A 25,914-nucleotide genomic window follows, 5' to 3' on the forward strand; every position below is an offset into this window, starting at 1 on the left:
CGGGCGGCGCGGGTCACGACTGGATGATCGCCGCCTTCTCCCGGGTGTACTCCAGCACGGCGTCGTGGCCGTAGCCGGAGTCCTTGACGCCGCCGAACGGCAGGCCGGGCGGCATCTGGCGGAAGGTGTTCACCCAGACCGTGCCGGTCCGCAGCTCGGCGACGAACCGGTGGGCGCGGCCGAGGTCGCGGGTCCACACGCCCGCCGCGAGCCCGTAGGGGGAGTCGTTGGAGACGGTCAGGGCCTCCTCGTCGGTGTCGAACGGGATCGCCACGGCCACCGGGCCGAAGATCTCCTCCTGGCAGACGCGCAACGTGTTGTCGAAGGTGGTGAACAGCGTGGGGGCCACCCAGTAACCGCCGGGCATGGACGGGACGACGTCGGCCCCGGTCCGGCCGCCGAACACCAGCTCGGCCCCCTCCTTCTCGGCGATGTCGAGGTAGGAGGTGACCCGTTCGTACTGCCCCTCGGACACGATCGGGCCCATCGTGGTGGTCATGTCGAGGGGGTCGGCCAGCGTGACGTGCGCCGCGATCGCGGTGATCCGCTCGATCATCTCGTCCCAGACCGAGCGGTGGATCAGGATGCGGGACCCGGCCACGCAGACCTGCCCGGCGTTGCCGGTGTAGATCGAGTTCACCGTCACGCCCTGGGCGGCGGCGTCCAGATCGGCGTCGGGGAAGACGATGTTCGGGGACTTGCCGCCGAGTTCGAACGTCAGCGGCTTCAGGTGGTCGGCCGAGGCCCGGGTGATGGCCTGGCCGGTCTGGGTGGAGCCGGTGAGGCTGATCTTGTCGACCCCGCGGTGCCGGACCAGCGGGTCCCCGACGTCCTCGCCGAGGCCGCTGACGATGTTGAGCACGCCGGGCGGGAGCACCTCGGCCAGCAGCTCGCCCAGCCGCAGCACGGAGGCGCAGGCCTGCTCGGCGGGCTTGACGATCACCGTGTTGCCCGCCGCCAGCGCGTAGGCCGCCTTGGCGGAGAAGGTCGAGACGGGCGAGTTCCACGGGATGATGCACAGCGCCACGCCGTACGGCTCGCGCCGGGTGAGACCCATGCTGCCGGGGCCGAGGATCACGGTCTCGCCCTTGACCGCGTCTAGCACCTGGCCGGCGGCGATCTGCCACAGGTGGGTCATGCCGGGCAGGTCCTTCTTCAGGGTGTCCCGCAGGATGCGGCCGTTGTCGGTGGTCTCGATCCTGGCCAGCTCCTCGGCGTGCCGGGCGAAGACCCCGGCCACCTCGCGCAGGAAGTGCGCCCGGCCGAGCGCGGGCATGCCCGACCACATCGGGAACGCCTTGCGCGCCGCCGCCACGGCGGCCTCGGCGTCGGCCCTGCCGGAGGCCGGGACGCGGGCCCACACCTCGCCGGTGGCCGGGTTGACCGAGTCCAGCGTGCGGCCGTCGGCCGCGGACACCAGGCGCCCGCCGATCAAGTTGCGGTACTCGTTCACTGCTCACTCCCGCGTAGGCCCTACAGAAACGTAGCCAAGCGTACGCTTGCTTGACTAAGTCGGGAAGGCGGGACCCGTGGCCGGCGGGTCCGCCGGGACCGGCCGCGCTGATCCGGTCGGGCCATGGGGAGGGCGGAGGCCGGTGACACGTTCGCTGCGCGCCGATGAGCCCGGCGGGATCGCGTGGTGCGGGAGGCGCCGGACGGCACCTTGGCGGGAGAGGGGCGGGTCCTAGCGGCGCCGGCCGAGGGCGAAGGCCGCGTTCACCCCCACGATGCCGAGCCAGAGGATCAGTATCACGACCACCGGGATCTCCTGGGAGGTGACGGAGATGCCGGTCGTCGCCGACACGCCGAACACCAGGGAGAAGATGGACAGCGCCAGCCGCTGGCCGGCGTCCACGGACGGGCGGACCGCCGGGGCCTCCTTGTGGGAGCGGGCGGCGATCCGGTCGTCCACCCGCCGGTCGATCTCCTGGCCCATCTTCTCCAGGAAGCCCTCGACCAGGGAGTCTTCGTAGTCGGGGCCGAGGTCGCGGCGGGCCGCGACGGCGGCCCGCAGCTCGTCGTCAGAGGAGGATGATCTCACCATAGTCGAGATATATCGCTTCATGGCGCCCGTGTCTACGCGGGGGCCGCCCTAACCCGCCAGGATGTCGTCCAGGTCATAGGAGAGTGGCCGTTCGAGCTGCTCGAAGGTGCACGACTCGGGGGTGCGGTCCGGGCGCCAGCGGCGGAACTGGGCGACGTGCCGGAACCGGCTGCCCTCCATGTGGTCGTAGGCGACCTCCAGCACCAGCTCCGACCTCAGCGGCACGAACGACAGGTCCTTGGTGGCGCTCCACTTGGAGACCGCGCCGGGCAGCGACTCGGCGCTCCAGGGATGGCCGTCCTCGCTGACGTACGGGGCGAGCTCCTCGACCAGCTCGGCCCGGCGCTTCATCGAGAAGGCGGCCGCGACGCCGACATGGCGGAGCGTGCCCCCGGAGTCGTGCAGTCCCAGGAGGAGGGACCCGACCACCGGGCCCGACTTGTGCCAGCGGTATCCGGCCACCACCACGTCGGCCGTCCGCTCGTGCTTGACCTTCGACATCACCCGCTTGTCCGGTTGGTACGGCAGGCCGCCCGGCTTGACCACGATGCCGTCGAGTCCCGCGCCCTCGAAGGTGTCGAACCACTCGGCCGCCTGCTCCTCGGACGTGGTGACCGGTGTCAGCCGGATCGCCCGCCCCGCGCCGCCGAAGATCGACTCCAGCCGCGCCCGGCGTTCGGAGAACGGGGCCTCCAGCAGGGACTCCTCGCCCAGGGCCGGCAGGTCGAAGGCGATGAACGACGCCGGGGTCTGCTCGGCCAGCAGCTTCACCCGGGAGGCGGCCGGGTGGATGCGCTGCTGCAGGGCCTCGAAGTCGAGCAGCTGGCCGTCGCGGACGACGATCTCCCCGTCGACCACCACCCGGTCGGGCAGCTCCGCCTTCACCGCCTCGACCAGCTCGGGGAAGTAACGGGTGAAGGGCCGCTCGTTGCGGCTGCCGAGATAGACCTCGTCCCCGTCGCGGAACACCACGCACCGGAAGCCGTCCCACTTCGGCTCGTAGAACAGGGTGCCGTCCTGCGGCGGCAGGCCGTTGACGGTCTTGGCCAGCATCGGCGCGAGCGGTGGCGCTATCGGCAGTCTCATCCCGCGGCCCCGGCCGGAGGGACGGCGGCGGGGACCCGGCCGCGGTGCTCGACGTCGGACTCGTTCTGCTCGTCCACTACGGCTCCGAACATGTGTCGTCGTGCCCGGCGGTGAACTCATCTCACCGGTTCACCAGGGCTCCGAATATATCTGGTGAACAGGAAACCGTCCTCCTCCAGCACGTGGGCCAGGTGGAGCCGGGTGAGCGAGGCCGGGCCGTCGAGGACCCGGGAGGCGTCCCCGCCGATCAGCATCGGGCTCAGCGTGAGGCAGAGCTCGTCGACCAGGCCGGCCGCGGCGAGCTGGGCGTTGATCTTCGCTCCGCCCTCGCACAGCACCCGCCCCAGGCCGCGCTCGCCGAGCTCCCCGACCGCCGCCGCCAGGTCCACCCGGTCGTGACCGGCCACGATGACCTCGGCGTGCCGGGCGGCCTCCTCGCGCCGGTCCCTGGGGGCGGCGTCGCAGGTGATGACGATCGTCCGGGAGTCCGGCCCGGCCTCGGCGAACAGCGGGCCCGTCAGATCCAGGTCGAGGCGCCGGGTCACCACGGCCACCGGAGGGGCGGCCGGACGGCCCTCGCGCAGCGGGCGCCACGACTCCCTCGGCCGGGCCGGGCCGTACCCCTCGGCCCGCACGGTGGCCGCCCCCGCCACGATGACGTCGGCCAGCCCGCGCAGCACCCCGAAGACCCGCCGGTCGCCCTTGCCCGACAGCCCGCCGGACAGCCCCTCCAGCCAGGTCCCGCCGTCGGCGCTGGCCACCATGTTGACCCGGACGCACCGGCCGCCCGGATAGGCGTAAACCTGGGCGAGATCGACGTCGCCGGAGGTCGTGGGATGGATGAGACGCATCCCCCTACCTTGGCACAGCGCCGGTCGCCGGGCTCCCCGGCCCGGTCGATAACGGATTCGACGCGCCTGGTGACTTCGGTTGACTCCCGTTACATGATTCTCATGGAGATCCAGGAGGTTCCGTGGGGCTGGTCGCGATCGTGACATGGTTGATCACCGCGATGGTCGGGATCTACCTGCTGTATCTGTGGCTGTCCGGCGGGGGCCTGCGCCAGCAGGCGACGAAGGTCACCCGGTTCCCCACCGTGCTGGTCTTCGCCCATCCGGGGCTGGCGGTCTCCGCGCTGGCCTGCTGGATCGTCTACGTGCTCACCTCCGAGCGGGCCTTCGCGTGGCTGTCGTTCGGGGTGCTCGCGGCCTCGGCGCTGCTGGGGTTCACCATGTTCACCCGCTGGCTGGGCGGCGGCCGCCACGCGCGCGGCGCCGAGCAGCGCCTGCCCGTCCTCGCCGTCGCGCTGCACGGCGTGGCCGGGGTGACCACGTTCGTCCTCGTACTGCTCACCGCCGCCATCGCCACCGGGCTCTAGCCCCGCCGCCCCGCGCGCCCGCCCGCGGGGCACGCCCGATCACCGGTGACCGGCAGGACCTAGGTCCTGGGGCAGCGCAGGATCTGCATGGAGCGCGACGTCACCGGCACCACGGCCTCCGGCGGCCAGACCCTCTCGGCAGACCGCCCGTCCGCCGGCCTGTCGTCGGCGGTGTCCAGCACGGTCCGCCACTCCGTCCCGTATTTGGCGTCGGGGACGGTGAAGTCCATGTCCTCGTGATGACCGTTGATCAGCAGCAGGAACGAGTCGTCCAGGATCGGCTCGCCGCGCGGGCCCGGCTCGGTGATGGCGTCGCCGTTGAGGAAGACGGTCAGGGACTTGGCGTAACCGGTGTGCCAGTCGGAGGCCGACATCTCCTCACCGGCCGGGGTGAGCCAGACGATGTCGCGGGTGCCGTCCTCGGCCTTGCGGCCGTGGAAGAACCTGCGCCGCTGGAAGACCGGGTGCGCGCGGCGCAGCCCGGACAGGCTCCTGACGAAGTCCAGCAGGTCGTTCTCCCCCTCGACCAGCGACCAGTCGACCCAGGAGATCTCGTTGTCCTGGCAGTAGGCGTTGTTGTTGCCGCCCTGGGTCCGGCCGAACTCGTCGCCGGCCAGCACCATCGGCACGCCCTGGGAGATGAAGAGGGTGGCCAGGTAGTTGCGGCGCTGGCGGTGGCGCAGGCGCACGATCCCCGGATCCTCCACCGGACCCTCGGCGCCGCAGTTCCACGACCGGTTGTCGTCGGTGCCGTCGCGGTTGTTCTCCTCGTTGGCCTCGTTGTGCTTGCGGTCGTAGGAGACCAGGTCGGTCAGGGTGAAGCCGTCGTGGCAGGTGACGAAGTTGATGGAGGCCACCGGGCGGCGGCCGGAGGTGGCGTAGAGGTCGGCGGACCCGGTCAGCCGGGAGGCGAACTCGGGCAGCGCGGAGCCGTTCCCCCGCCAGAAGTCGCGCACGCTGTCGCGATATTTGCCGTTCCACTCCGTCCACAGGGGCGGGAAGTTGCCGACCTGGTAACCGCCGGGGCCGACGTCCCACGGCTCGGCGATCAGCTTCACCTGGGAGATCACCGGGTCCTGCTGGATCAGGTCGAAGAAGGCGCTCAGCCGGTCGACGTCGTGCAGCTCGCGGGCGAGGGCGGCGGCCAGGTCGAACCGGAACCCGTCCACGTGCATCTCCATGACCCAGTAGCGCAGCGAGTCCATGATGAGCTGCAGCGCGTGGGGGGAGCGGACGTTGAGGGAGTTGCCGCAGCCGGTGTAGTCGAGGTAGTAACGCCGGTCGCCGTCGTGCAGCCGGTAGTAGGCCGTGTTGTCGATGCCCCGGAAGCCCAGCGTGGGCCCCATGTGGTCGCCCTCGGCGGTGTGGTTGTAGACCACGTCGAGGATGACCTCGATCCCGGCCTCGTGCAGCGCCTTGACCATCGCCTTGAACTCCAGGACCTGCCCGCCGCGCTGCCCCGAGCTGGAGTAGGCGTTGTGCGGGGCCAGGTAGGCGATCGTGTTGTAGCCCCAGTAGTTCGTCAGCCCCCGGGCGACCATCGCGTGCTCGGGCACGAACTGGTGCACCGGCATCAGCTCGACCGCGGTGACGCCCAGGCTCAGCAGGTGCTCGATGACCGCCGGATGCCCCAGGGCCGCGTAGGTGCCGCGCTGCTCCTCGGGGACCGCCGGATGGCGCATGGTGAGCCCGCGCACGTGCGCCTCGTAGATGACGGTCTGGTGGTACGGCGTGCGGGGCAGCCGGTCGTCACCCCATTCGAAGAACGGGTTGACCACCACGTTCTTCGGCATGAAGGGCGCGCTGTCGGTGTCGTTGCGGCCGGCCGGGTCGGTGAACGGGTAGGAGAACAGCGCCTCGTTCCACGACAGGTCGCCTTCGACGGCCTTGGCGTAGGGGTCCAGCAGCAGCTTGGCGGGGTTGCACCGGTGCCCCTGGGAGGGCTCGTCGGGGCCGTGGACGCGGTAGCCGTACCGCTGTCCCGGCATGACCCCCGGGAAGTAGCCGTGCCAGACGAATCCATCCACCTCGGGCAGGTCGATGCGTTCCTCGCGGCCGTCGTCTCCGAAAAGGCACAGCTCGACCCGCTCGGCCACCTCGGAGAACACCGAAAAGTTGGTGCCCACGCCATCCCAGGTGCCACCGAGTGGATACGGCTCTCCAGGCCAGACTTCGCGCATGTGGCCCTATTCTCCTCCAGTTAAGCCCTCGTGCGCAGGGTGTCGTCGTGCTTGTCACCCTTGTGCGGCGGGGGACACGAGCGGCCGGACCGGCTGCCGGAGCATCGGGGAGCTCACGAGGTTACCCAGGTCTTCTTCGGCTGCTTGGTCTGTTGATCGGATCGTGACCGGGCCGCGGGGACGGCCCTCGGCCGGGACACGACGCCGTCGGGTGTCCCGGTCACCGGATGGTGCGCCCAGCAGGGCGGGATTGCCTGAGTGTATGTGCCCCCGGGCACTGTGCGGAACACCGGCGGCAGGGCCGGGACCTGCGGATTCGACGCGCCGGCCCGGGGCGGGGCGGGAGCCGGGCGCTGGGCCGCGGGGCCGTGCGGGAGCCATGGGGACGGGCGGGCCGCGGGGCCGTACGGGAGCGGCGGGGACGGGTGGGCCGGGACGGCCGGGGCCTCCCGGCCCCCGGGACGCCGGGAGGCCCTCCCCTGACCGCGCACGCCGCGGACGGGCGTGCGCGGCCACGGGAGGCCGGAGATCAGCTCAGCAGCTCGGCCTCGAGGTTGATCGTCGTGCCCGCCAGAGCCTTGCTCACCGGGCAGTTGGCCTTGGCGGTCTCGGCCGCCTGCTGGAACTGCTCGGCGGACAGGCCCTCGACCTGGCCGCGGACGGAGATGACGATCCCCGTGATGCCCTCACCCGGCTGGAAGGTGACGTCGGCCCTGGTCTCCAGGGACTGCGGCGGGGTGCCCGCCTGGGCCAGCCCGTGGGACAGGGCCATCGAGAAGCAGGAGGAGTGCGCCGCCGCGATGAGCTCCTCCGGCGAGGTCTTGCCGTTGGCCTGCTCGGCCCGCGAGGGCCAGGACACCTCGAAGGTGCCCACCCCGGACGAGTTCAGCTCGACGGTGCCCGACCCGTTGAGCAGCGCACCCTTCCACTGAGTCGTCGCGGTACGTGTCGTCGCCATGGCGATGTCCTTTCGATCACGAAGCGTTAGCCATCAACGACCCTACTCGCCGGGAGAGCGGTGATCATCCCCGGAGCGCTCGTTGCCGCCCGCCCGTCTCCGCCGGCGCGGCTCTCATCCGTCCGCGAGAGAACGCCGTCACTTTCGGTGGCCGTTCAGGTCTGTTCTGTAATCGAATCCTCGGTGCCGGACGTAAGAACGGTGACGGCATGTTGGGAAGGGGCGGCCGTGTCGGAGGACGACGAGGAGAAATGGTTCGATTGGATGTTCCGCACCTTCTATGAGCCCGTGTGGGCGTACGCGGCGCGCCGGGTCGGCCTCGCGGTGGCCGACGACATCGCCTCCTGCACCTTTCACACCGCCTGGCGCAAGAGACACCGGATCCCCCGGGACGACGACCGGGCCGTCGTCGCCTGGCTGTACCGCGTGGCCTGGGGGCACGTCAGGAACGCCACCCGCGGCGAGTGCCGCAGGCAGCGGCTGGCGGGGCTGCTGCGGCAGCTGCCGCCCGACCCGCCCGGGGGCGGCTCCCGGGACGAGGAGGTCCGCGGCGCGATGGAGACGGCCATGGCGCGGCTGCGCCCCAAGGACGGCGAGGTCCTGCGCCTGCACTACTGGGAGGACCTCGCCGTCGAGGAGATCGGCCGGATCCTCGGCCTGACCCCCAACGCGGTCCGCGTACGGCTGTGCCGGGCCCGCCTGCGGCTGGCCGAGTCCCTGCGCGGGATGCGCCTGGAGTGCGGGGAGGGGGAGCGGTGATCCCGGAAGACCACGACGAGATCCGCGAGCTGATGGTCCGGCACAACCCGGTCCCCCCGCATACGGCGCGCGGGGCCGGCCCCGGCGCGGAGGAGGCTCTCCGGCGGGTCATACGCGGGGACGCCGCCCGGCGGCCCGGACGGCCGTGGGGGCTGCGGGGGAGAGGGGCGGCGCTGGCGGTCACGGCCCTCGGGGTCGCCGTGGCGGCGGTGGTCCCCTTCCGGATCCCGCCGCAGCCCAGGCCGGTCCCGGCGCCCGCCGGGGCCACACCGCCGCCGGGTCCCGCCGGCCGTGCCGGCCCGGAGCTCTCGGAGGGCCTGGCGAGGATCGCCCGCATCGCGGCCAGCGAGCCCCTGGGGCAGCCGCCGCCCCGCCCGATGGCGTCCTTCCCGCCGGCCTCGGCCGAGCTGCTGGAGCTGGCCGCCCTCGCCGAGGCCCGGCCGCGTCCGGAGGCCGGGCCGTGGAGCTACGTCAGGACCGAGGAGTGGCTGCTGGCCACCACCGTGGGGCCGGGCGGCGCGACCTCGGAGATCATGCCGTGGGTGGTCCGGCGCTGGACCCCGGTGAGCGGCCGGGGGGCCTACCGCACGCTGCGGACGGCGGGCAGGCCGTTCGGGGGCGGAGGCTGGGCGAGGATCTCGCCCGAAGTCCGGCACTCGGTCCCGGGCCCGGCCGAGAACACCGGCCGGGCGGCGGACCTGCGGCCGCGGGCGGCCACGCTGTCGCGCTCCGGGCCACGGCTGCGCGGGCAGCTCCTGGCCACCGAGCCGCAGACCACGATGACGCGCACGCGCCGCCTCGTCCGGGCGATGGAGAACCTCCACTCCCACGACGTGGTCGAGCCGGAGCTGGCGGCGGCGCTGTGGCGGGTCCTCGCCCGCCAGGGCGACCTGCGCTCGCTCGGGCCGCTCAGGGACCGGTCGGGGAGGCCGGGGCGGGGGTTCGGGTTCGAGGACGGCCCGCTGCTGGGGGTGTTCGTCGTCAGCCCGGCCACGGGCGGGCTGCTGGCGACTGAGCTCATCAGGCTCGCCGGCGACCCCCGGTCCCTCCGTCCGGCGGTCGAGGAGTATCGGACCTACGCCGTCAGCGGCTGGGTCGACGGCGAGGGGCGGACGCCGTGACCGGCCGGTCACGGCCGGCGGTCCGGGACGCCGGGTGAGCGCCGGGCCGTCCGGGGCCCGGCGGGCGCGCGGGTTCAGAGATCAGGGCAGTCGCGCAGGGTGGGATGGGCGTTCACCCAGCGCCGCGCGCTCACCTGGCCCGTGTCTCCGTAGCCCCCGCCCGGCGGGAAACAGCTCCCGCGCTCCTCAGGGCTCCGCTGGACGAGGAAAACGAAAGGGCGGTCGTTTTTTATGGACATGATGATTCCCGTCCCGTTCAGCTTTATCGGCCCCGTCACCTTGACGGCCTGGCGGGATCCCTCGAACGCCCGGCGGTCGTACAGGCATACCGCGTTGTCGAGGACGCCGTCCTCGTCGCAGTCGCGCTCGGCGCCCCGGCGGGCGGCGCCGCAGGACGGCGGCCGGAACGTGATCACCTCCGCGCCGTCGCCGTAGGAGAGCGTGTCCGGCGGGACGAACCGCCCGTCCGGTGCCCGCCCCAGCTGCGACGCGACCGCCTGGGCGGTGTCGGACTCGCACCGGGACGGCGCGGCCGCGCGGCGGGTCGCGCCGGAGACCGTGCCGGGGAAGGCGGCCAGGGCCGTACCGGGGGCCGCGGCGAGGATCCCCGAGAGGAGGACGGCGCATGCCGCGCCCGGTCTCCTGAAGCTGGTTCTCATGATCAGTCCTTTTCGAGGGGGCCAATCGCGGCGGCGATATCCGACTGGTTTTCGCAGATGTGAGGGTAGACCGGTGAATGGGGCGCGCGCCGGTAAAGGATCGCGTTCTTTCCACAACGAACATCTGCGCATCTGCCTGTAATGAACGCCGCTCCGGCGGACGTTTACCACCGGAAACACTTCCCGGCAGAACGGAGCGCCCCGGATGCGGATCCCCCCTTGGAACCAGACGGGTTACCCCGGCCACCGCGAGCCGCTGCCCCGCGACGGCACCCGCGACTGCGGAGTGCTGGAGCGGGTGATCCGCCGGCACTGGTCCGGGGCGCCGCGGCGGGAGCTGGTGGCCGCGGTGGACGAGCTCGCCGGGCTCCCCGTGCACCTGGCCACCCGGCTGGCCGAGGACCTCGACGGGATCTGGCTCGGCGCCGACACGCTCGCCGAGCAGCCGGAGCCGGACGGCTCCTGCGACGCCCGGGTGGCCGACTCCGCCGGCCTCTACATGGGACGTACGGTCGTCATCGCCGGCGGGGCGCACTCGTCAGGGGCACTGGTCCACCACATGATCGGGCACGCGCTGTGCGACCTGGACGAGATGGACCGGACCCCGGAGTGGCGCAGGATCATGCGGTTCTGCCGTCCGCTGCTCGCCCTGGACCGCTACCGGGACCACCCCTCCGAGTGGTGGGCCGAGACCTACGCGCTCTGCGCGAGCCGCAGGCTCGACCGGCTCGCCCGGCTGCTGGCCGGCGACGGCGGGGCCGCCGCGGCCGTGGCGGCCTACCACCAGAGGCGTCAGGGGTGGGTCAGATGACGGCCCGCTCGATGAGGGCGTCCAGATCCAGGCGCGGGGGGAGGGTGCCGAAGGCGCGTCCCGCCTCACCGGCCAGACGGGAGGCGCAGAAGGCGTCGGCGACGGCCGCGGGCGCCAGCCGTACGAGCAGGGAGGCCTGCAGGACCAGGGCCATGTCCTCGGCGACGCGGCGGGCGCGGGCCTCGATGTCGGTCGGGTCGCCCAGAGACTTGCGCAGGCGGTCGACGGCCTCGTCCAGGTGCCGGTCGGCCCCGGCGGCGAGTGTGACCTCGGAGAAGAACGCCTCCAGCGCCTCCGGCTCGCGGCCCAGCGCGCGCAGCACGTCCAGCGCCGCCACGTTCCCCGAGCCCTCCCAGATGCCGTTGAGCGGCGACTCGCGGAACAGCCGGGGCATCTGTGACTCCTCGACGTAGCCGTTGCCGCCCAGGCACTCCAGCGCCTCGGCCGCGTGGACGGGCCCGCGCTTGCACACCCAGTATTTGCCCACCGCCAGCGCGGTGCGGCGCAGCGCGCTCTCGGCCCGGTCCCCGGCGACGGCCCGGTCGGTGGCCCCGGCCAGCCGCGTCATCAGGGTGGTCGCGGCCTCCGACTCCAGGGCCAGATCGGCCAGGACGTTGCGCATCAGCGGCTGGTCGATCAGCCTCCTGCCGAACGCGCCGCGGTGCGTGGCGTGGTGGACGGCCCGCGTCACGCCGTAGCGCATGCCGGCCGCCGAGCCGATCACGCAGTCCAGCCGGGTCATGTTGACCATCTCCAGGATGGTCCGCACGCCCCGGCCCTCCTCACCCACCAGCCAGGCGACCGCGCTGTCATATTCCACCTCGGCGCTGGCGTTGGACCGGTTGCCCAGCTTGTCCTTCAGCCGCATCAGGCGAATGGCGTTGCGGGTGCCGTCGGGCAGGACCCGGGGGAGCAGGAAGCACGACAGGCCGCCGGGGGCCTGGGCGAGGACCAGGAACACATCGCACATCGGGGCGGAGTTGAACCACTTGTGCCCGGTCAGGGCGTAACCGCCGTCCCCCAGGGGCTCGGCCCGGGTGGTGCCGGCGCGGACGTCGGAGCCGCCCTGCTTCTCGGTCATCGCCATCCCCGCGAGCACCCCGCGCTTGCCCAGCGGCGGGCGCAGCCCGAAGTCGTAGCTGCGGGAGGTCAGCAGGGGCTCCCAGTCGGCGGCGAGCGCGGGGCTGTGGCGCAGCGCGGCGACCGCGGCGTAGGTCATGGAGATCGGGCAGCCGTGCCCCGCCTCCACCTGGCTCCAGAGGTAGAACTTGGCCGCGCGGGCCACGTGCGCGCCCGGCCGGGCACTGGACCACGGGGCGGCGTGCAGGCCGTTCTCGACCGCCACGGTCATCAGCTCGTGCCAGGCGGGGTGGAAGTCCACCTCGTCGATCCGGTGGCCGTAGCGGTCATGGGTGCGCAGGACCGGCGGATGCTCGTTGGCCAGCCGCCCCCACTCCCCGGCCTGCTCCGACCCGGCGAGCGTGCCGAGCCGGCGCAGCTCCTCGGTGGCCCAGCCGGCGTTCTCGCGGGCCGTCCCCGCCAGCAGCGCCGGGTCGGCGGACACGTCGTGACCGGTGAGCGGGGGGACCTGGTTGAAGACGTCATGGGTCACGCGCGGCCTCCGATGAACTCAGCTGGACCCGTAACCGGGTGCTGTCCCCATCTCAGCACCCCTTCCATGATCTTCACACGTCCGGGGGAGCCGGGCCACCGGCGCCTCCCGGGCCCGACGCGGGCCTGCCCCCCGCCCGGCCGTGTTCCTAGGACTCGCGGACCAGGTCGCGGACGTAGTCGTCGTCCTCGTCGCTCTCGGCGAGCACGCGGGCCACGCCTCTGCGGGCGCGCGAGTCGCCCCGGGCGGCCAGACCGCGGGTGGCCTCGGCCACCGTGGTCAGGTCCTCGTCGTCGAGCCGCGCGGCCAGCGCGTCACGGATCTGCTCGGTGTCCTCCGTCAGCCCGGCCAGGCCCATGGTCGCCCAGTCGCGCACCTCCTCGTCGGGGTCCTCCGTCATGGAGACGAGCAGCGAGAGCCCCTCGGCGTGGCCCGGCGGCAGGACGGCGGCCAGCGCGGCCGGGTCGGCCTGGGTGCGGGTCCAGCCGTCGGCGGTGATGATCTCCAGCACCTCGGGCAGCGACCGCGGGTCGGCGTGGTGGCCGAGCGCGCCGAGCACCGAGCGCAGCACCCGCTCGTCGCCCTCGGTGGCGGCCATCCGCCGCAGGATCGGCAGCGTCCGGTCGAGGAAGGGCTTGGCGCCGTCGGTGAAGCCGAACTGCGCGAGCACGTCGACGGCGAACTCCCGCTTGCGCGGGTCCTCACTGACGCACAGGCGCGCCGCGGCCTCGAAGGTGTCCTCGTCGCCCCGCTCGCTCAGCGCGCTCGCCACCGTCCACCAGGTCTCGGCCTCCTCGTCGATGTCCCGGTACGGCAGCGCCCGCTCGACCAGCTCGTCGAAGGGCAGCCGCTCGGAGGTCGCGACCTCCAGGAGGGTGGCGACGGCGGCGTGGCCGCGCTGGCACACGACCTCGACCGCGCGCTCGCCGTCCGGTCCCACGGCCGTCACGGTCACCAGGTCGGTGCCGTCGGAGGCGCGGCTGCGGCCCACGACGAACTGGGAGTCCTCGGGGGCCTGCTCGGTGACCTGCTCCAGCAGGGCGCTCTCCAGCTGCGTGCCCAGCCAGTCGTAGGCGATGGCCAGCGGCGTGTCGCCCTCGCCGTCGGAGCGGGTGGGGTCGGCCCCGGCCGTCAGCAGCGCGCGCACGGCGCCCAGCGCCCCGCGCCGGGTGGCCAGGGTGAGTGCGGTCTCACCGCTGTCGTTGGCCTCCTCGGGGTCGGCCCCGGCGGCCAGGAGAAGGTCGAGCATGTCGGCCCGCCCGTTGGAGGCGGCCCACAGCAGGGCGGTCCACCCGCCGCCCTCCCGGCCGGAGGGCCCGGCCCCAGCGGCCAGCAGCGCCTGCGCGACCTCGGCGTGGCCGCAGGCCGCGGCCCCGCACAGCGGCAGCCCCTCCTCCTCACCGCCGCTGATCCGGTCGGGGTCGGCGCCGGCGGCCAGCAGCGCCCGCACGATCGCCGTCCGGCCGTCCACCGAGGCCCGGTAGAGGGCCGTCGTCTCACCGGCGCCGTCCGGATCGGCGCCCGTCCCGCTCTGGAGCAGGCGCTCGACCCGCTCGGCGTCGTTCCCGGCCACCGCGTCCAGCAGTTCTTCATACATGTCTCCGGATAATAGGTGGCCGGGAGGGCCGCCGGTCGCCTCCGCGGGAGGGCTCAGCCGGCCCGGGCCACGGCCGTCCCGCGGGCCGCGCGGCGCCCGGGACGTAGGCCGCCACGGGCGGTAGCTCCTCCTTCCGAAGGATCCACCGCGGAGAGAACTCGCGATATGTTGTGATTCATGAACGATCCCGGTGCGATACGGGCCTCCGACACCGAGCGGGAGGCCGTCGTCGAACGGCTGCGGGTCGCCTCCGTCGAGGGACGGCTGACCCTCGGCGAGCTGACCGAGCGCACGGAGATGGCCTACACCGCCGTCACCCAGGCTGAGCTGGCCGTCATCACCTCGGACCTGCCGTCGGCCGACCGGCCCCACGCGCCCGCCTACGCCCCTGACCCGGCTCCGGCGCCGCAGGGCGGCCGGGCGCGTCGCTGGTTCGTGGCCGTCATGGGCGATTCCAAGCGCCGGGGCAAGTGGCGGATCGACCAGGGGCTCGGAGCGGTCGCCGTCATGGGCGACGTGCTGCTCGACCTGCGTGAGGCCGAGGTCCGCACCGGAGTGGTGGACATCGTGGCCACCGCGGTCATGGGCGATGTGAAGATCATCGTCCCGGACGGCGTGGACGTCGACCTCGAGGGCATCGCGATCATGGGGGACAAGAAGGTCCAGGTCCTGGAGGCCCCCGCCGGGATGAACGTGCCGCTCATCCGGGTCAGGGCGTATGCCGTCATGGGCGACGTCAAGGTGATCGGCGACGCCAAGGCCAAGCCCGTCAAGAAGCCCTGGGCCGCATGGCGGGAGCAGTGGCGCGAGCTGCGCGGCGAACTCACGGGTGAGCCTCGGCCTCCCCTGCCGCCGGCCCCTCCCGCGGGCCCCCACGGGCACCCCGGCCATCACTGGCCCCACTGACCGTCCGGGCTCACCGGCGACCCGGGTTCACCCGGGAGCCGCTCCTCACCGGCCGTACGGTCCTCACCGGCGGCCGGGTCCTCACCAGGGTCCGCTCCTCGCCGGCGGCCGGAATGATCGGCGGCCGTCCGCTCCTCACCGCCGTCCGCTCCTCACCTGCCCTCCGGAGGCCGCCGGGGCCGTCTCCGGCCGGGACGTTCCACGGGGCGTGCAACGTCTGCGGGGGTCCGGCGCGTAGTGATCGGTGACGGACACCGAACAGTGAGGAGCCCGAATGCGAGATCGGGCCGACTTCGAGCGCTACGTGGAGCAGCGCTCGGCCCGGCTGCTGCAGACGGCCTACCTGCTGTGCCGCGACTGGGGCACGGCGGAGGACCTTCTGCAGACGGCGCTGGCCAAGGCATGGTTCGCCTGGCGGCGGGTGGGCGACAACCCCGACCCCTACGTCTACCGCATCCTGACCAACACCCACGCCTCCTGGTGGCGGCGTAAATGGCGGGCCGAGGTGCCGACGGCGGAGCTGCCCGACGTGGCGGGGGAGGACCGGACGGGCGAGATCGGGGCGCGCGAGGCCGTACGGCACGCCCTGGCGGGGCTGCCCGGCGGGCAGCGCGCCGTGATCGTCCTGCGCTACTTCGCCGACCTGCCCGACCCGCAGATCGCCGAGATCCTCGGCTGCTCGGTGGCGACCGTCCGCAGCCAGGCCAGCCGGGCGCTGGCCAAACTACGCGTCGATCCCGCGGCGGTCGCCGCGATCACCACGGGGAGCTGAGTTGACGATCACCGAATCCGAGCTGCGCGAGATCCTGAGCCAGGAGGGCGGCGACGGCCTGCACAGGGGCGTGACCGTCGCCGACGTCGACCGGCGCGCCCGCAGGATCAGGCGCCGCCGCCGCCAGGCCCTGGGGGGCGCGGTCGCGGCGGGACTCGCCGTCGCGGCGGCGTTCACCCTGCCCGCGGGCGGCGTCACCACGGTCCCCGACGACCTCTGGACCGGGGTCATGGCCCAGCCGTCGCCTGTCCTGCCGACGGTCTCGTGGCCCGGGAGAGAGGACATGGTCCCCCGCGGCGAGATCGCGCGGCGGGGGTACCGCGTGGCGGGGACGCGCGAGAGCCTCCGGGTCGAGGCGGGCAAGGCCCGGATCATGGTGCAGGTCATGTGCGCCGGGCCGCTACGGCGGATGGTCATCCGGGTCGACGGCGGCGCCCCCCACAAGCAGTTCTGCGGGCAGGGGCCCGAGGGCCTCACCTACGCGGGGTACTGGGAGGACAGGGTCGCCAAGGTCGCCAAGACCGCCGAGCGCGTCGTGTCCGTGGCCGTGCTGCCGGGCGAGGTCGACGCGGGCGCGATGACCGTCGAAGAGCTGTTCGCCCGGAAGGACACGCTGTTCGACGGCTGGGAGCGGCAGCTCGCCGGCGCGGAGAGGTTCCCCCTCGAATGGTCCGTCATGGTCAGGGAGCTGGCCCGTCCGGCCTGCCGGGACGACGTCCGCCAGGTCGACCCGGCCACCGGCCGGGTCGTCGTGGTCCGGTGCGCCGAGGGCGGTGAGGGCGGTGGGGAGACCGGCTGAGCCCCACCGGTCAGGCGACCGGCTGAGCCCCACCGGTCAGGCCGTCGCGAAGGCCCTCTCCCGCCGCACCGCCTGCTCGTAGCGTTCGATCAGCACGGCCGCGAGCTCGGGGGCGGCGCCCAGCACGTCGGCGACGGCCCCGGCGCCCGCGGCCAGGCTGTCACGGCGGATCTTGTCGGCGAAGTGGCCCGGGGCCAGCAGGTAGGGGGCCACCACCACGCGCGGGGCGCCGGCCGACAGGAGGCGCCGGACCTCCTGCGCGGGGGTGGGCTCGGCGGCCGAGGCGTAGGCCGCGGTCACCGACCACCAGCCTCGCCCGGCCCACTCTCCGGCCATCCCCGCGACCGTCGCGTTGGCCCGCCGGTCGCTGGAGCCGGCCGAGACCAGCACCACGGCGGTGCCGGGGTCGCCGGAGGCCACTCCGGCCTCGGCCAGGCGCCGCTCCAGGGCGGTCAGCAGCAAAGGATGCGGGCCCAGGGTGGCGCCCCGGTGCACGCGCAGCAGCGGACGGCGGGCCGTCACCTCGGCGAGCGCGCCGGGGATGTCCACGCGGCTGTGGTAGGCCTCGGTGAGCAGCAGCGGCAGCACCGCCGCCTCGGCCAGCCCGGACAGCGCCATGGGGAGCGTCGGAGGAGCGTGGTCGAGGTAGGCGGTGCGCACGGGGACCTCGGGGCGTGCCCGCCGTACCAGGTCGAGCAGGTCCTCCACCGTCGCGGCGGCGCGCGGGTCACGGGACCCGTGCGCCACCGCGACCAGCGGGACCGCCGGCGCCGTGCCGCGGACGCGCCACGTCATAGATGCAGCCCGCATTCCGTCTTCGCCATCCCGGCCCAGCGCCCGCTGCGCGGGTCCTCGCCCGGGGCGACCTGGCGGGTGCAGGGGGCGCAGCCGATCGAGGGGTAGTTGTCGTAGTGCAGCGGGTTGATGAGCACGCCGTTGTCGGCCATGTAGTTGTCGACGTCGTCCTGCGTCCACCGGGCGATCGGGTTGATCTTGACCATCTGGCGCTTGGCGTCCCACTCCACGACCCTGACACCGGCGCGGGTGGCGGCCTCGTCGCGGCGGATGCCGGAGACCCAGGCGAGGTAGGGCTCCAGCGCCCGGTTGAGCGGTTCCACCTTGCGCAGGTAGCAGCACAGGTCGGGGTTGCGCCCGAACAGGCGCGGGCCCAGGTCGCGTTCCTGCTCGGCCACCGTCCGGGACGGCTTCACGTCGATCACGTTGACGTCATAGACCTGCCGCACGGCGTCACGGGTGCCGATCGTCTCGGCGAAGTGGTAGCCGGTGTCGATGAACAGCACGTCGACACCGGGTTTGACCCGGCTGACCAGGTCGATCAGCAACGCGTCGCTCATCGAGGAGGTCAGGCAGAGCCGGTCGCCGAAGGTGGCCGCGGCCCAGCGGATGATCTCCAGGGCGGAGGCGTCCTCCAGGAACTGCGCGGCCGACTCGACGATGTCCTGCAGGTCGAGCGCGCCGCGCTGCTGTCGTAGTCCGACTTCGATGTCCACCAGTGTCATGTCGCTCACCACTCCTCGTTCGCCACGCGGGCCGCCCGTGCCTCGCCGACCACCGCGCTCACCGCGTCGGGCTCGCTCCGCGTCATGACCGCACTCCGATTCCCAGGAACTTCAACTTGAAGGCGCGCACGCATGAGCGGCAGTACCAGCCGCCGTCGCCCTCGTAGGGTTCGAGATCCTCTTCGCCGCAGTAGGGGCAGTGGAAGGGGACCGCTCGCTCACTCATCGGACCCTGCCCGCCCCGCGGCCCGCCGGGCCGCTCACTTGAGGTCCGTCTCGTCGGCCCGCTGGACCCAGTCGGAGAAGGTCTCGCCGTCGTTCTTCTGCTTGTCGAAGTTGCGCACGACGCGCTCCACGTAGTCGGGCAGCTCCTCGGCCGTGGCCTTCAGGCCGCGGACCTTGCGGCCGAAGCCCGGGTTGACGCCCAGGGAGCCGCCCAGGTGGATCTGGAAGCCCTCGACCTGCTCGCCCCTGTCGTTGACGACGAGCTGCCCCTTGAGGCCGATGTCGGCGACCTGGATGCGCGCGCAGGAGTTGGGGCAGCCGTTGACGTTGATGGTCAGCGGCTCCTTGAAGTCCGGCAGACGCTGCTCCAGCTCGTCGATCAGGTCGGAGGCGGTGGCCTTCGTCTCGACGATCGCCAGCTTGCAGAACTCGATGCCGGTGCAGGCCATGGTCTGGCGGCGGAAGGTGGAGGGGTTGACCCGCAGGTCGTTGGCCTCCAGCTCGGCGACGATGCTGTCGACCCGGTCGGGCGCGACGTCGAGGACGACCATCTTCTGCTCGACCGTGGTGTGCACCCGGTCCGAGCCGTGCCGCTGGGCGATGTCGGCGATCAGGTGCAGCTTGTCGCCGTCGAGGCGGCCGACCCTGGGCGCGAAGCCGACGTAGAAGTTGCCGTCCTTCTGCGGGAAGACGCCCACGTGGTCGCGGCGCCCGTCGCGCGGCTGCTCCGGCGCGGGGCCGTCGGGCAGCGCGTGTCCCAGGTATTCCGTCTCGAGGATCTCCCTGAACTTCTCCACGCCCCAGTCGTTGACCAGGAACTTGATCCGGGCCCGGTGGCGCAGGCGGCGGTAGCCGTAGTCGCGGAAGATGCCGATCACGCCGCCCCAGACCGAGGTGACCTGCTCGGGGGTGACGAAGACGCCCAGCCGCTTGGCCAGCATGGGGTTGGTCGACAGGCCGCCGCCGACCCACAGGTCGTAGCCCTTCTCGCCCCGCTCGTTGACCACGCCCACGAAGGCGATGTCGTTGATCTCGTGCACGGTGCAGTGCGCCGGGCAGCCGCTGACCGCGGTCTTGAACTTGCGCGGCAGGTTGGAGAAGGCCGGGTCGCCGATGTAGGTGTCGTAGATCTCGTCGATCTGCGCGGTGCCGTCGAGGACCTCGTTGTCGTCGATCCCGGCCAGCGGGCAGCCAAGGATGACGCGCGGGGTGTCGCCGCAGGCCTCGGTGGTGGACAGGCCCACCGCCTCCAGCCGCTTCCAGATGTCGGGGACGGCCTCGATCTCGATCCAGTGGAGCTGGATGTTCTGCCGGTCGGTGACGTCGGCGGTGCCCCGGCCGTAGAGGTTGGAGATGTCGGCGATGGCGCGGAGCTGCTCCAGGTTGAGCCGCCCGCCGTCGATCCGGACCCGGAGCATGAAGTAGCGGTCGTCGAGCTCCTCCGGCTCCAGGATCGCGGTCTTGCCGCCGTCGATCCCGGGCTTGCGCTGGGTGTAGAGCCCGTACCAGCGCATCCGGCCCCGCAGATCGGCGGGGTCGATGGAGTCGAAACCGTTCTTGGCGTAGATGTCGATGATCCGCTGACGGACGTTGAGCCCGTCGTCGTTCTTCTTGTTCTCTTCGTTCTTGTTCAGCGGTTCGCGGTAACCGAGAGCCCACTGACCTTCGCCGCGCGGGCGCTTGTGGTGGCGGTTAGCCGGCTTGGCCGGGGTCGTCATTTGCGCGTCCTTCGGATCGATGGAGTGATTTCCGGACACGCACAGACGGCACCTACCGCCTCATCGTCGAGTGCGGGGGTTGCTTGCTCACGAAGAGGACGCCTGTCGCGCGCCCGAGCTGGATGAAATCAGCGGAGGGCGACGGTCAACGGACGTCACAACAGATGGCACTGCGGACACGCAAGAGGTCGACGTGGCGTCGCACGACGAGCAATGGGTCCGCTGGCATGTCCCTGACGATACATTGGTCGACTGAGATGTCCAATGTCGGGTCCACACTCTGGACGGTCTCCAGGCTCAACCTTGGTCCGCGGGCCCGGTTCCGGCTGTCCGGATCATCCCTGGCGCGGCCAGTCCAGCGCCGACTCGTGGGGCCGCTCGGCCTCCTGGTGCTGGCAGTCGCACCATGAGCCGCCCCGGCACTCGCCGTGACGGCGGTCCTTGCACTGTTCGCAGATCACTCTTGTGGGGTGCCCCTGGAATCGGGGGACTATCCCCTAGAACATCGCTCGGTTACCCTTGCCTTGGCCGGATGGGGAGGTGCCGTGAGCCTGGTGGGCGAGTTGCTGGCCGATCTGCGCGCGGAGACCGCCGAGCTCGACGCCATGGTCCGCGGGCTCGATGCGGCGGCCTGGGAGCTGCCCACCCCCGCCGAGGGATGGGCGGTGCGCGACCAGATCAGCCACCTCGCCTGGTTCGACGACGCCGCCACCGCCGCGGCGACCGACCCCGACGGCTTCCGCGCCACCCTGCCCGCCTTCCTCGGCCGCGGATACTCGGCGGTGGACGAGATCGCGGCCGCCTCCCGCAGCCTCGCCCCGGGCCAGGTCCACGACTGGTTCCGCGCCGCCAGGGCGCGCAGTCTGGAGGCGTTCGCCCGGCTCGCCCCCGGGGTCAGGCTGCCCTGGTACGGCCCCGACATGTCGGCCGCGTCCTTCGTCACCGCGCGGCTGATGGAGACCTGGGCCCACGGCCAGGACGTGGCGGACGCGCTCGGCCTGGCCCGCGTCCCCACCGCCAGGCTCAGGCACGTGGCGACGCTCGGGGTGCGGGCCATGCCCTACGGCTTCGCGATGCGCGGCCTGCCGCCGCCGGCCGGGCCGATCCGGGTCGAGCTGACGATGCCCGACGGGTCGCCGTGGACGGCGGGACCGGCCGGGGCCGCGGACGTGGTCAGGGGGCCGGTGCTCGACTTCTGCCTCCTGGTGGTCCAGCGCCGCCACCTCGACGACACCTCCCTGGAGCTGCGGGGCGAGGGCGCGCGGGCGTGGGCGCGGGTCGCCCAGGCCTTCGCCGGGCCCCCGGGCAGGGGACGGGCGCCGCTCGGATCAGGGCTTTCTCAGGGACGGACCGGATAGAGCCCGCCAGATCCCGCCTGACATCCTCAAATCATGCGGACTCTGTTGAATGTCATCTGGCTGGTGTTCGCGGGGATCTGGCTGGCCGCCGGCTACGTCCTCGCGGGCGTCATCTGCTGCATTCTGATCATCACCATCCCGTTCGGCATCGCGTCGTTCCGGATCGCCGCCTACGCGCTGTGGCCCTTCGGGCGGACCGTGGTGCGCGATCCCGGCGCGGGCTGCCTGTCCACCGTGGGGAACGTGATCTGGTGCGTGGTCGCCGGGATCTGGCTGGCCATCGGACACCTGCTGACCTCGATCCCGCTCTTCCTGTCGGTCATCGGCATCCCGCTGGGGATCGCCAACATCAAGCTGATCCCGGTCTCGCTGCTGCCGCTGGGCGCCCGGATCGTCGACGTGGACGACCCGGAGGCGTTTTATCGCAGGTAGCGCGGACACTGGACACGAGATTCGATCGTTGCCGGACGGACTCGTGATCAAGCGTCACTAGGAAATACCGTTGTGTGCCATGACGTCCACTGATGCTCCGGCGCACCGCCCCGGGCCTGACAGGCGCTCGCCGCGCGGGCGGGGGGCCAGGCTGCGCGCCGGGCTCACCTGGGTGCGCGGGACGGGCGTCTGGGCACTGGCCAGCGCCACCGTCAACGCGGGCGTCACCTACCGGGTCACCGGCCTGGCCGGTGAGGCGGCCTTCTTCGCGCTGCTGTCGCTGCCGCCGTTCATGCTCGGCCTGATCGGCGTGCTCGGCCAGCTCACCCGGGTGTTCGGCCCGGACACGCTGCAGAGCGTCCGGGAGTGGATCGACGCGCAGGCGCACCTGCTGTTCACCGACAACGCCGTGGACACCGTCGTCACCCCGCTCGTCGACGACGTGCTGAAACCCGAGAACCAGGTCTCGCTGATCTCGCTGGGCTTCCTGCTGGCGCTCTGGTCGGGCTCGCGGGCGCTGTTCGTCTACGTGGACCTGATCTCGGTCGCCTACGGCCTCGGCGAGGAGCGCGGGATCATCCGCACCCGCCTGATGTCCTTCGGCCTCTATCTCGCCGGCCTGCTGACGGGGCTGCTCGTCATGCCGGTGCTCGTCCTCGGCCCGGCGGCGCTGCGCGGCGCCCTGCCCCTCGACTACACCCCGCTGGTCGACAGCCTCTACTGGCCGGTGGTCATCATCGGCTCGGTGTTCTTCCTCACCCTGCTCTACCACGTGAGCGTGCCGGTGCGCACACGCTGGTGGCGCGAGCTGCCCGGGGCGGTGCTCGCGTTCATCATCTGGCTCGCCTGCGCCGCGGTGCTGCGCTCGGTGCTGGCGGCCTGGTTCTCCCCGGTCTCGATCTACGGCTCGCTCGCCGCCCCGATCGCGGTGCTGCTGTGGCTCTACATCACCGCGCTGGCCGTGCTCATCGGAGCCACCCTCAACGCCGAGGTGGACCGGCTCTGGCCGGTGGACGGAGCGGGCCGCGCCGGCCGTGCCGGCTAGTCCGCTATCGTCTAAGACGCGACTGGCGCATTGGGTGGGAGGGACCACCGGGGAGCGTAATGGCGGAGGCCGTGCGCCTGGGTCTTCGCGACGTCAACGACGACAGAGGAGTGAAGGCCCCATGAGTTCTCTTTCCAGTGTCGATCCGCAGATCGCCGAGCTGATCAAGGCGGAGGAGCGCCGTCAGGCCGACACCGTCAAACTGATCGCCTCGGAGAACTACGTGTCCAAGGCCGTCCTGGAGGCCACCGGCACCGTCCTCACCAACAAATACTCCGAGGGCTATCCGGGCAAGCGTTACTACGAGGGCCAGCAGGTCATCGACCAGGTCGAGTCCCTGGCCATCGAGCGGGCCAAGTCCCTGTTCGGCGTCAACCACGCCAACGTCCAGCCCTACTCGGGCTCGCCCGCCAACCTCGCCATCTACCTCGCCTTCCTGCAGCCGGGCGACACCGTGATGGGGATGGGCCTGCCCTTCGGCGGCCACCTCACCCACGGCTGGTCGGTCTCGGCCACCGGCAAGTGGTTCAACCCGGTCCGCTACGGCGTGCGCCAGGACACCGGCCGCGTCGACATGGACGAGGTCCGCGAGATCGCCCTCCGCGAGCGGCCCAAGCTGATCTTCTGCGGCGGCACCGCGATCCCGCGCACGATCGACTTCCCGGCCTTCGCCGAGATCGCCCGCGAGGTCGGCGCGGTGCTCGCCGCCGACATCGCGCACATCGCCGGCCTGGTGGCCGGCGGCGCCCACCCGTCGCCGGTCGGCCACGCGGACGTCATCTCCACCACCACGCACAAGACCCTGCGCGGTCCCCGCGGCGCGATGCTCATGGCCACCTCCGACGAGCACGCCACCGCGCTCAACAAGGCCGTCTTCCCGGGTCTGCAGGGCGGCCCGCACAACCACACCACCGCGGCCATCGCGGTGGCGCTGAAGGAGGCGGCGACCGACGACTTCAAGGACTACGCCCGCCAGGTCGTCACGAACGCCCAGGCGCTGGCCGAGGAGCTCAACGGCCGCGGCTTCGACCTGGTCTCCGGTGGCACCGACAACCACCTCATCCTGCTCGACCTGACCCCGAAGGGCATCGGCGGCAAGCCCGCCGCCCAGGCCCTGGACAAGGCCGGCCTGGAGACCAACTACAACACCGTGCCCTTCGACACGCGCAAGCCGTTCGACCCGTCGGGCATCCGCATCGGCACCGCCGGCGTGACCAGCCGGGGCATGGGTGTGGCCGAGATGCGCCAGATCGGCGCCTGGATCGACCAGGTCGTCACCGCCCTGGCCAAGGACGAGGACGAGGCCAAGCACGTCATCACCCGGGTCCACGGCGAGGTCACGGAGCTGACCTCGCACTTCCCGGCCCCGGGCCTGTGACCTGATCCGTGGCGGGAAGGCCCCGGGACCCCGTCGGGTCCCGGGGCCTTCTCACGGGCGCGCCCGCCGTACGGGCCGGCGGGCCGTCGGGGCGAGGTGCCCGCAGGCGCCGCACGGCGGCGGCCCCGGCCGCGGCGCGCGGGTGAGGCGCGTGGGTGAGGCGGGGGATTAATGGGTTGCGTGGAATGGGGGGACCTGCGCTACTCTTCAGCCGAAGACGTCATCTGGCAGACAGGTGGCCGTGGACGCGGGAGGTGAGGACTATGCGGGTCGTTGTGACGAGCCTGCCATCCGTCAACCTCCGGGTGCCCGCCTAGCCACTTCACGCAGGGGCGCCCGGCTTCCACAAAGGGTGTACCCACGTTGTCATCGCCAGTCATTTCTGGTCTTTCCACACTGTCCCCGCTCGGCTGGGACGACTCTCTCGCCGCCGAACTGCCGGCCGGCCTGATCCCCGCCCGGGTGGCCCGCGTCGACCGCGGCGCCGCCGAAGTGCTGTCCGCCGACGGTCACGCACAGGTCCACTACAGCGCCCAGGTGCGGCGGGCCGCCGCCGCCGACCCCGTCGCCCTGCCCTGCGTGGGGGACTGGGCCGGTCTCCGCCGGCTCCCGGAGGGCCGCTTCGAGCTGGAGGCGCTGCTGCCCCGCCGTACCGCCTTCGTCCGCGGCGGCGTCGGCAGGCTCTCCCGGGGCGGCCTGTCCGGCGACTCCCAGGGGCAGGTGCTCGCCGCGAACGTCGACGTCGTCTTCGTCGCCGAACCCGCCCTGCACGCCACCGACACCGCCGACCTGAGCCGGATCGAGCGGCTGCTCGCGCTGGCCTGGGAGAGCGGCGGCCTGCCGGTGGTCCTCATCACCAAGTCCGACCTCATCGGCGAGGGCCTCGACCACCTGATGGGGGAGGTCGCCACGGCGGCGCCCGGGGTGGACGTGCACCCGATCTGCTCCCTCACCGGTGAGGGGGTCGAGATCGTGCGCGGCTACCTGGAGGGGACCCGCACCGCCGTGGTGCTCGGCGCCTCGGGCGCCGGCAAGTCCACCCTGGTCAACGCTCTGGCGGGGACGGCGGTGATGGAGACCCAGCAGGTCAGGGCCGGTGACGGCCGGGGGCGCCACACCACGGTGCACCGCGAGCTGATCCCGCTCCAGGGGGGCGGCCTCATCATCGACACGCCCGGCATCCGCCGCATCGGCCTGTACGACATGGGCGAGGGCGTGGACATGGTCTTCTCCGACATCGAGGACCTCGCCGAGCGGTGCAGGTTCGCCGACTGCCACCACGACAGCGAGCCCGGCTGCGCGGTGATCGCCGCGATCGAGGACGGCACGCTGCCCGAGCGGCGGCTGGAGAGCTGGAACAAGCTCCAGCGCGAGGCCGCCTGGATGGCCTCCAGGAGCGACGCCCGGCTCCGCAAGGAGCTGCAGAACAGGTGGAAGATCATCCACAAGGAGATGCGGAAGTCAGGCCGGAACCGGCCGTGACGGCCGGGGCGCCCCACCCCGGCCCGTGGCAGCATGGGCCGGGGCGGGGCGCCCTCCGGCGCCGGGGGCGGACG

The 25,914-nt window shown here is 72.4% G+C and carries 25 protein-coding genes and 1 riboswitch; of the genes, 12 read left to right on the forward strand and 13 right to left on the reverse strand.

Going from position 1 to position 25,914, the window contains the following annotated elements:
• Window positions 1-13: 13 nt before the first annotated feature.
• The 4 genes from ACZ6R6_RS12120 to ACZ6R6_RS12135 all read right to left on the reverse strand — a co-directional run bounded on the left by ACZ6R6_RS12120 (window position 14) and on the right by ACZ6R6_RS12135 (window position 3,981).
• Window positions 14-1,453, reverse strand: a complete 1,440-nt coding sequence (locus ACZ6R6_RS12120) for an aldehyde dehydrogenase family protein (protein WP_470092596.1) — start codon at window positions 1,451-1,453, stop codon at window positions 14-16.
• Between the two features lie 231 nt (window positions 1,454-1,684).
• A complete protein-coding gene (locus tag ACZ6R6_RS12125; RefSeq protein ID WP_470092598.1) occupies window positions 1,685-2,044 on the reverse strand; it encodes a hypothetical protein in 360 nt (119 codons plus the stop codon).
• Window positions 2,045-2,092: 48 nt separating this feature from the next.
• Entirely contained in the window at window positions 2,093-3,130 is a 1,038-nt protein-coding gene (locus ACZ6R6_RS12130) for an ATP-dependent DNA ligase (RefSeq protein WP_470092600.1), read from the reverse strand.
• A gap of 116 nt (window positions 3,131-3,246) precedes the next feature.
• A complete protein-coding gene (locus ACZ6R6_RS12135; RefSeq protein WP_470092602.1) occupies window positions 3,247-3,981 on the reverse strand; it encodes a pyrimidine reductase family protein in 735 nt (244 codons plus the stop codon).
• A 122-nt stretch (window positions 3,982-4,103) separates the two neighbouring features.
• Between ACZ6R6_RS12135 and ACZ6R6_RS12140 the strand changes: the two genes are divergently transcribed.
• Window positions 4,104-4,508 (forward strand): hypothetical protein, encoded by a 405-nt coding sequence (locus tag ACZ6R6_RS12140; RefSeq protein WP_451933332.1) that lies wholly within the window; start codon window positions 4,104-4,106, stop codon window positions 4,506-4,508.
• A 59-nt stretch (window positions 4,509-4,567) separates the two neighbouring features.
• On the opposite strand, the gene glgX is transcribed toward ACZ6R6_RS12140, so the two are convergent.
• Complete coding sequence (gene glgX / locus ACZ6R6_RS12145; RefSeq protein WP_470092604.1) at window positions 4,568-6,688, reverse strand: glycogen debranching protein GlgX; 2,121 nt, start codon at window positions 6,686-6,688, stop codon at window positions 4,568-4,570.
• A 529-nt stretch (window positions 6,689-7,217) separates the two neighbouring features.
• Window positions 7,218-7,646 carry an OsmC family peroxiredoxin gene (locus ACZ6R6_RS12150; protein ID WP_470092606.1) on the reverse strand — a complete coding sequence of 143 codons (429 nt, stop codon included), beginning with the start codon at window positions 7,644-7,646 and terminating at the stop codon, window positions 7,218-7,220.
• 228 nt (window positions 7,647-7,874) lie between these two features.
• Between ACZ6R6_RS12150 and ACZ6R6_RS12155 the strand changes: the two genes are divergently transcribed.
• On the forward strand, window positions 7,875-8,405 hold the full coding sequence (locus tag ACZ6R6_RS12155) for an RNA polymerase sigma factor (RefSeq protein ID WP_451934760.1): 531 nt from the start codon (window positions 7,875-7,877) through the stop codon (window positions 8,403-8,405).
• The gene (locus tag ACZ6R6_RS12160; protein ID WP_470092608.1) at window positions 8,402-9,526 is read left to right on the forward strand and encodes a hypothetical protein; all 1,125 of its coding nucleotides are present in this window, start codon (window positions 8,402-8,404) and stop codon (window positions 9,524-9,526) included. The genes ACZ6R6_RS12155 and ACZ6R6_RS12160 overlap by 4 nt, the downstream gene beginning before the upstream one ends.
• A gap of 74 nt (window positions 9,527-9,600) precedes the next feature.
• Here ACZ6R6_RS12160 and ACZ6R6_RS12165 read toward each other — a convergent pair whose 3' ends face one another.
• Complete coding sequence (locus ACZ6R6_RS12165) at window positions 9,601-10,185, reverse strand: hypothetical protein (protein ID WP_470092610.1); 585 nt, start codon at window positions 10,183-10,185, stop codon at window positions 9,601-9,603.
• 205 nt (window positions 10,186-10,390) lie between these two features.
• On the opposite strand from ACZ6R6_RS12165, the gene ACZ6R6_RS12170 reads away from it, so the two are divergent.
• A complete protein-coding gene (locus ACZ6R6_RS12170; RefSeq protein ID WP_470092612.1) occupies window positions 10,391-10,996 on the forward strand; it encodes a hypothetical protein in 606 nt (201 codons plus the stop codon).
• On the opposite strand, the gene ACZ6R6_RS12175 is transcribed toward ACZ6R6_RS12170, so the two are convergent.
• On the reverse strand, window positions 10,989-12,608 hold the full coding sequence (locus ACZ6R6_RS12175) for an isovaleryl-CoA dehydrogenase (RefSeq protein ID WP_470092614.1): 1,620 nt from the start codon (window positions 12,606-12,608) through the stop codon (window positions 10,989-10,991). The genes ACZ6R6_RS12170 and ACZ6R6_RS12175 overlap by 8 nt on opposite strands.
• Window positions 12,609-12,756: 148 nt before the next feature.
• On the reverse strand, window positions 12,757-14,205 hold the full coding sequence (locus ACZ6R6_RS12180; RefSeq protein ID WP_470092616.1) for an ankyrin repeat domain-containing protein: 1,449 nt from the start codon (window positions 14,203-14,205) through the stop codon (window positions 12,757-12,759).
• Between the two features lie 177 nt (window positions 14,206-14,382).
• On the opposite strand from ACZ6R6_RS12180, the gene ACZ6R6_RS12185 reads away from it, so the two are divergent.
• The 3 genes from ACZ6R6_RS12185 to ACZ6R6_RS12195 all read left to right on the forward strand — a co-directional run bounded on the left by ACZ6R6_RS12185 (window position 14,383) and on the right by ACZ6R6_RS12195 (window position 16,682).
• Window positions 14,383-15,111 (forward strand): DUF1707 SHOCT-like domain-containing protein, encoded by a 729-nt coding sequence (locus ACZ6R6_RS12185; protein WP_470092618.1) that lies wholly within the window; start codon window positions 14,383-14,385, stop codon window positions 15,109-15,111.
• Between the two features lie 274 nt (window positions 15,112-15,385).
• Window positions 15,386-15,883 carry a SigE family RNA polymerase sigma factor gene (locus ACZ6R6_RS12190; RefSeq protein WP_470092620.1) on the forward strand — a complete coding sequence of 166 codons (498 nt, stop codon included), beginning with the start codon at window positions 15,386-15,388 and terminating at the stop codon, window positions 15,881-15,883.
• Window position 15,884: 1 nt separating this feature from the next.
• The gene (locus ACZ6R6_RS12195; RefSeq protein WP_470092621.1) at window positions 15,885-16,682 is read left to right on the forward strand and encodes a hypothetical protein; all 798 of its coding nucleotides are present in this window, start codon (window positions 15,885-15,887) and stop codon (window positions 16,680-16,682) included.
• A gap of 36 nt (window positions 16,683-16,718) precedes the next feature.
• Here ACZ6R6_RS12195 and ACZ6R6_RS12200 read toward each other — a convergent pair whose 3' ends face one another.
• The 4 genes from ACZ6R6_RS12200 to ACZ6R6_RS12215 all read right to left on the reverse strand — a co-directional run bounded on the left by ACZ6R6_RS12200 (window position 16,719) and on the right by ACZ6R6_RS12215 (window position 20,145).
• Window positions 16,719-17,477 (reverse strand): sirohydrochlorin chelatase, encoded by a 759-nt coding sequence (locus ACZ6R6_RS12200; protein ID WP_470092622.1) that lies wholly within the window; start codon window positions 17,475-17,477, stop codon window positions 16,719-16,721.
• The gene (locus ACZ6R6_RS12205) at window positions 17,474-18,202 is read right to left on the reverse strand and encodes a phosphoadenylyl-sulfate reductase (RefSeq protein ID WP_470092786.1); all 729 of its coding nucleotides are present in this window, start codon (window positions 18,200-18,202) and stop codon (window positions 17,474-17,476) included. The genes ACZ6R6_RS12200 and ACZ6R6_RS12205 overlap by 4 nt, the downstream gene beginning before the upstream one ends.
• Window positions 18,203-18,284: 82 nt before the next feature.
• A complete protein-coding gene (locus ACZ6R6_RS12210) occupies window positions 18,285-18,428 on the reverse strand; it encodes a hypothetical protein (RefSeq protein WP_012893136.1) in 144 nt (47 codons plus the stop codon).
• A gap of 34 nt (window positions 18,429-18,462) precedes the next feature.
• Complete coding sequence (locus tag ACZ6R6_RS12215; RefSeq protein ID WP_470092623.1) at window positions 18,463-20,145, reverse strand: nitrite/sulfite reductase; 1,683 nt, start codon at window positions 20,143-20,145, stop codon at window positions 18,463-18,465.
• 545 nt (window positions 20,146-20,690) lie between these two features.
• On the opposite strand from ACZ6R6_RS12215, the gene ACZ6R6_RS12220 reads away from it, so the two are divergent.
• The 5 genes from ACZ6R6_RS12220 (at window position 20,691) to rsgA (ending at window position 25,840) form a co-directional block, all read left to right on the forward strand.
• Window positions 20,691-21,503 carry a TIGR03084 family metal-binding protein gene (locus ACZ6R6_RS12220; RefSeq protein WP_470092624.1) on the forward strand — a complete coding sequence of 271 codons (813 nt, stop codon included), beginning with the start codon at window positions 20,691-20,693 and terminating at the stop codon, window positions 21,501-21,503.
• Between the two features lie 33 nt (window positions 21,504-21,536).
• Window positions 21,537-21,935: a YccF domain-containing protein gene (locus ACZ6R6_RS12225; protein ID WP_306867745.1), complete on the forward strand. Its 399-nt coding sequence runs from the start codon at window positions 21,537-21,539 to the stop codon at window positions 21,933-21,935.
• Window positions 21,936-22,014: 79 nt separating this feature from the next.
• Window positions 22,015-22,980 carry a YihY/virulence factor BrkB family protein gene (locus ACZ6R6_RS12230; protein WP_470092626.1) on the forward strand — a complete coding sequence of 322 codons (966 nt, stop codon included), beginning with the start codon at window positions 22,015-22,017 and terminating at the stop codon, window positions 22,978-22,980.
• 8 nt (window positions 22,981-22,988) lie between these two features.
• Window positions 22,989-23,070, forward strand: a riboswitch (ZMP/ZTP riboswitch).
• 31 nt (window positions 23,071-23,101) lie between these two features.
• Window positions 23,102-24,358, forward strand: coding sequence for a serine hydroxymethyltransferase (gene glyA, locus ACZ6R6_RS12235; RefSeq protein WP_470092628.1), 1,257 nt, complete (start codon window positions 23,102-23,104; stop codon window positions 24,356-24,358).
• 363 nt (window positions 24,359-24,721) lie between these two features.
• Window positions 24,722-25,840: a ribosome small subunit-dependent GTPase A gene (gene rsgA, locus ACZ6R6_RS12240; protein ID WP_470092630.1), complete on the forward strand. Its 1,119-nt coding sequence runs from the start codon at window positions 24,722-24,724 to the stop codon at window positions 25,838-25,840.
• The last annotated feature ends 74 nt before the right edge of the window (window positions 25,841-25,914 follow it).

The organism is Streptosporangium sp. NPDC048886 (genome assembly GCF_055586905.1).

Bases quoted from the DNA above. Each gene is read 5' to 3' on its own strand.
- ACZ6R6_RS12210 (WP_012893136.1), bottom strand. From the start codon at position 18,428: ATGAGTGAGCGAGCGGTCCCCTTCCACTGCCCCTACTGCGGCGAAGAG.
- ACZ6R6_RS12185 (WP_470092618.1), top strand. From the start codon at position 14,383: ATGAACGATCCCGGTGCGATACGGGCCTCCGACACCGAGCGGGAGGCC.
- ACZ6R6_RS12230 (WP_470092626.1), top strand. From the start codon at position 22,015: ATGACGTCCACTGATGCTCCGGCGCACCGCCCCGGGCCTGACAGGCGC.
- ACZ6R6_RS12205 (WP_470092786.1), bottom strand. From the start codon at position 18,202: ATGACACTGGTGGACATCGAAGTCGGACTACGACAGCAGCGCGGCGCG.
- ACZ6R6_RS12170 (WP_470092612.1), top strand. From the start codon at position 10,391: ATGCGGATCCCCCCTTGGAACCAGACGGGTTACCCCGGCCACCGCGAG.
- ACZ6R6_RS12135 (WP_470092602.1), bottom strand. From the start codon at position 3,981: ATGCGTCTCATCCATCCCACGACCTCCGGCGACGTCGATCTCGCCCAG.
- ACZ6R6_RS12130 (WP_470092600.1), bottom strand. From the start codon at position 3,130: ATGAGACTGCCGATAGCGCCACCGCTCGCGCCGATGCTGGCCAAGACC.
- glgX (WP_470092604.1), bottom strand. From the start codon at position 6,688: ATGCGCGAAGTCTGGCCTGGAGAGCCGTATCCACTCGGTGGCACCTGG.
- ACZ6R6_RS12150 (WP_470092606.1), bottom strand. From the start codon at position 7,646: ATGGCGACGACACGTACCGCGACGACTCAGTGGAAGGGTGCGCTGCTC.
- ACZ6R6_RS12190 (WP_470092620.1), top strand. From the start codon at position 15,386: ATGCGAGATCGGGCCGACTTCGAGCGCTACGTGGAGCAGCGCTCGGCC.
- ACZ6R6_RS12225 (WP_306867745.1), top strand. From the start codon at position 21,537: ATGCGGACTCTGTTGAATGTCATCTGGCTGGTGTTCGCGGGGATCTGG.
- ACZ6R6_RS12165 (WP_470092610.1), bottom strand. From the start codon at position 10,185: ATGAGAACCAGCTTCAGGAGACCGGGCGCGGCATGCGCCGTCCTCCTC.
- ACZ6R6_RS12125 (WP_470092598.1), bottom strand. From the start codon at position 2,044: ATGGTGAGATCATCCTCCTCTGACGACGAGCTGCGGGCCGCCGTCGCG.
- glyA (WP_470092628.1), top strand. From the start codon at position 23,102: ATGAGTTCTCTTTCCAGTGTCGATCCGCAGATCGCCGAGCTGATCAAG.
- ACZ6R6_RS12215 (WP_470092623.1), bottom strand. From the start codon at position 20,145: ATGACGACCCCGGCCAAGCCGGCTAACCGCCACCACAAGCGCCCGCGC.
- ACZ6R6_RS12200 (WP_470092622.1), bottom strand. From the start codon at position 17,477: ATGACGTGGCGCGTCCGCGGCACGGCGCCGGCGGTCCCGCTGGTCGCG.
- ACZ6R6_RS12180 (WP_470092616.1), bottom strand. From the start codon at position 14,205: ATGTATGAAGAACTGCTGGACGCGGTGGCCGGGAACGACGCCGAGCGG.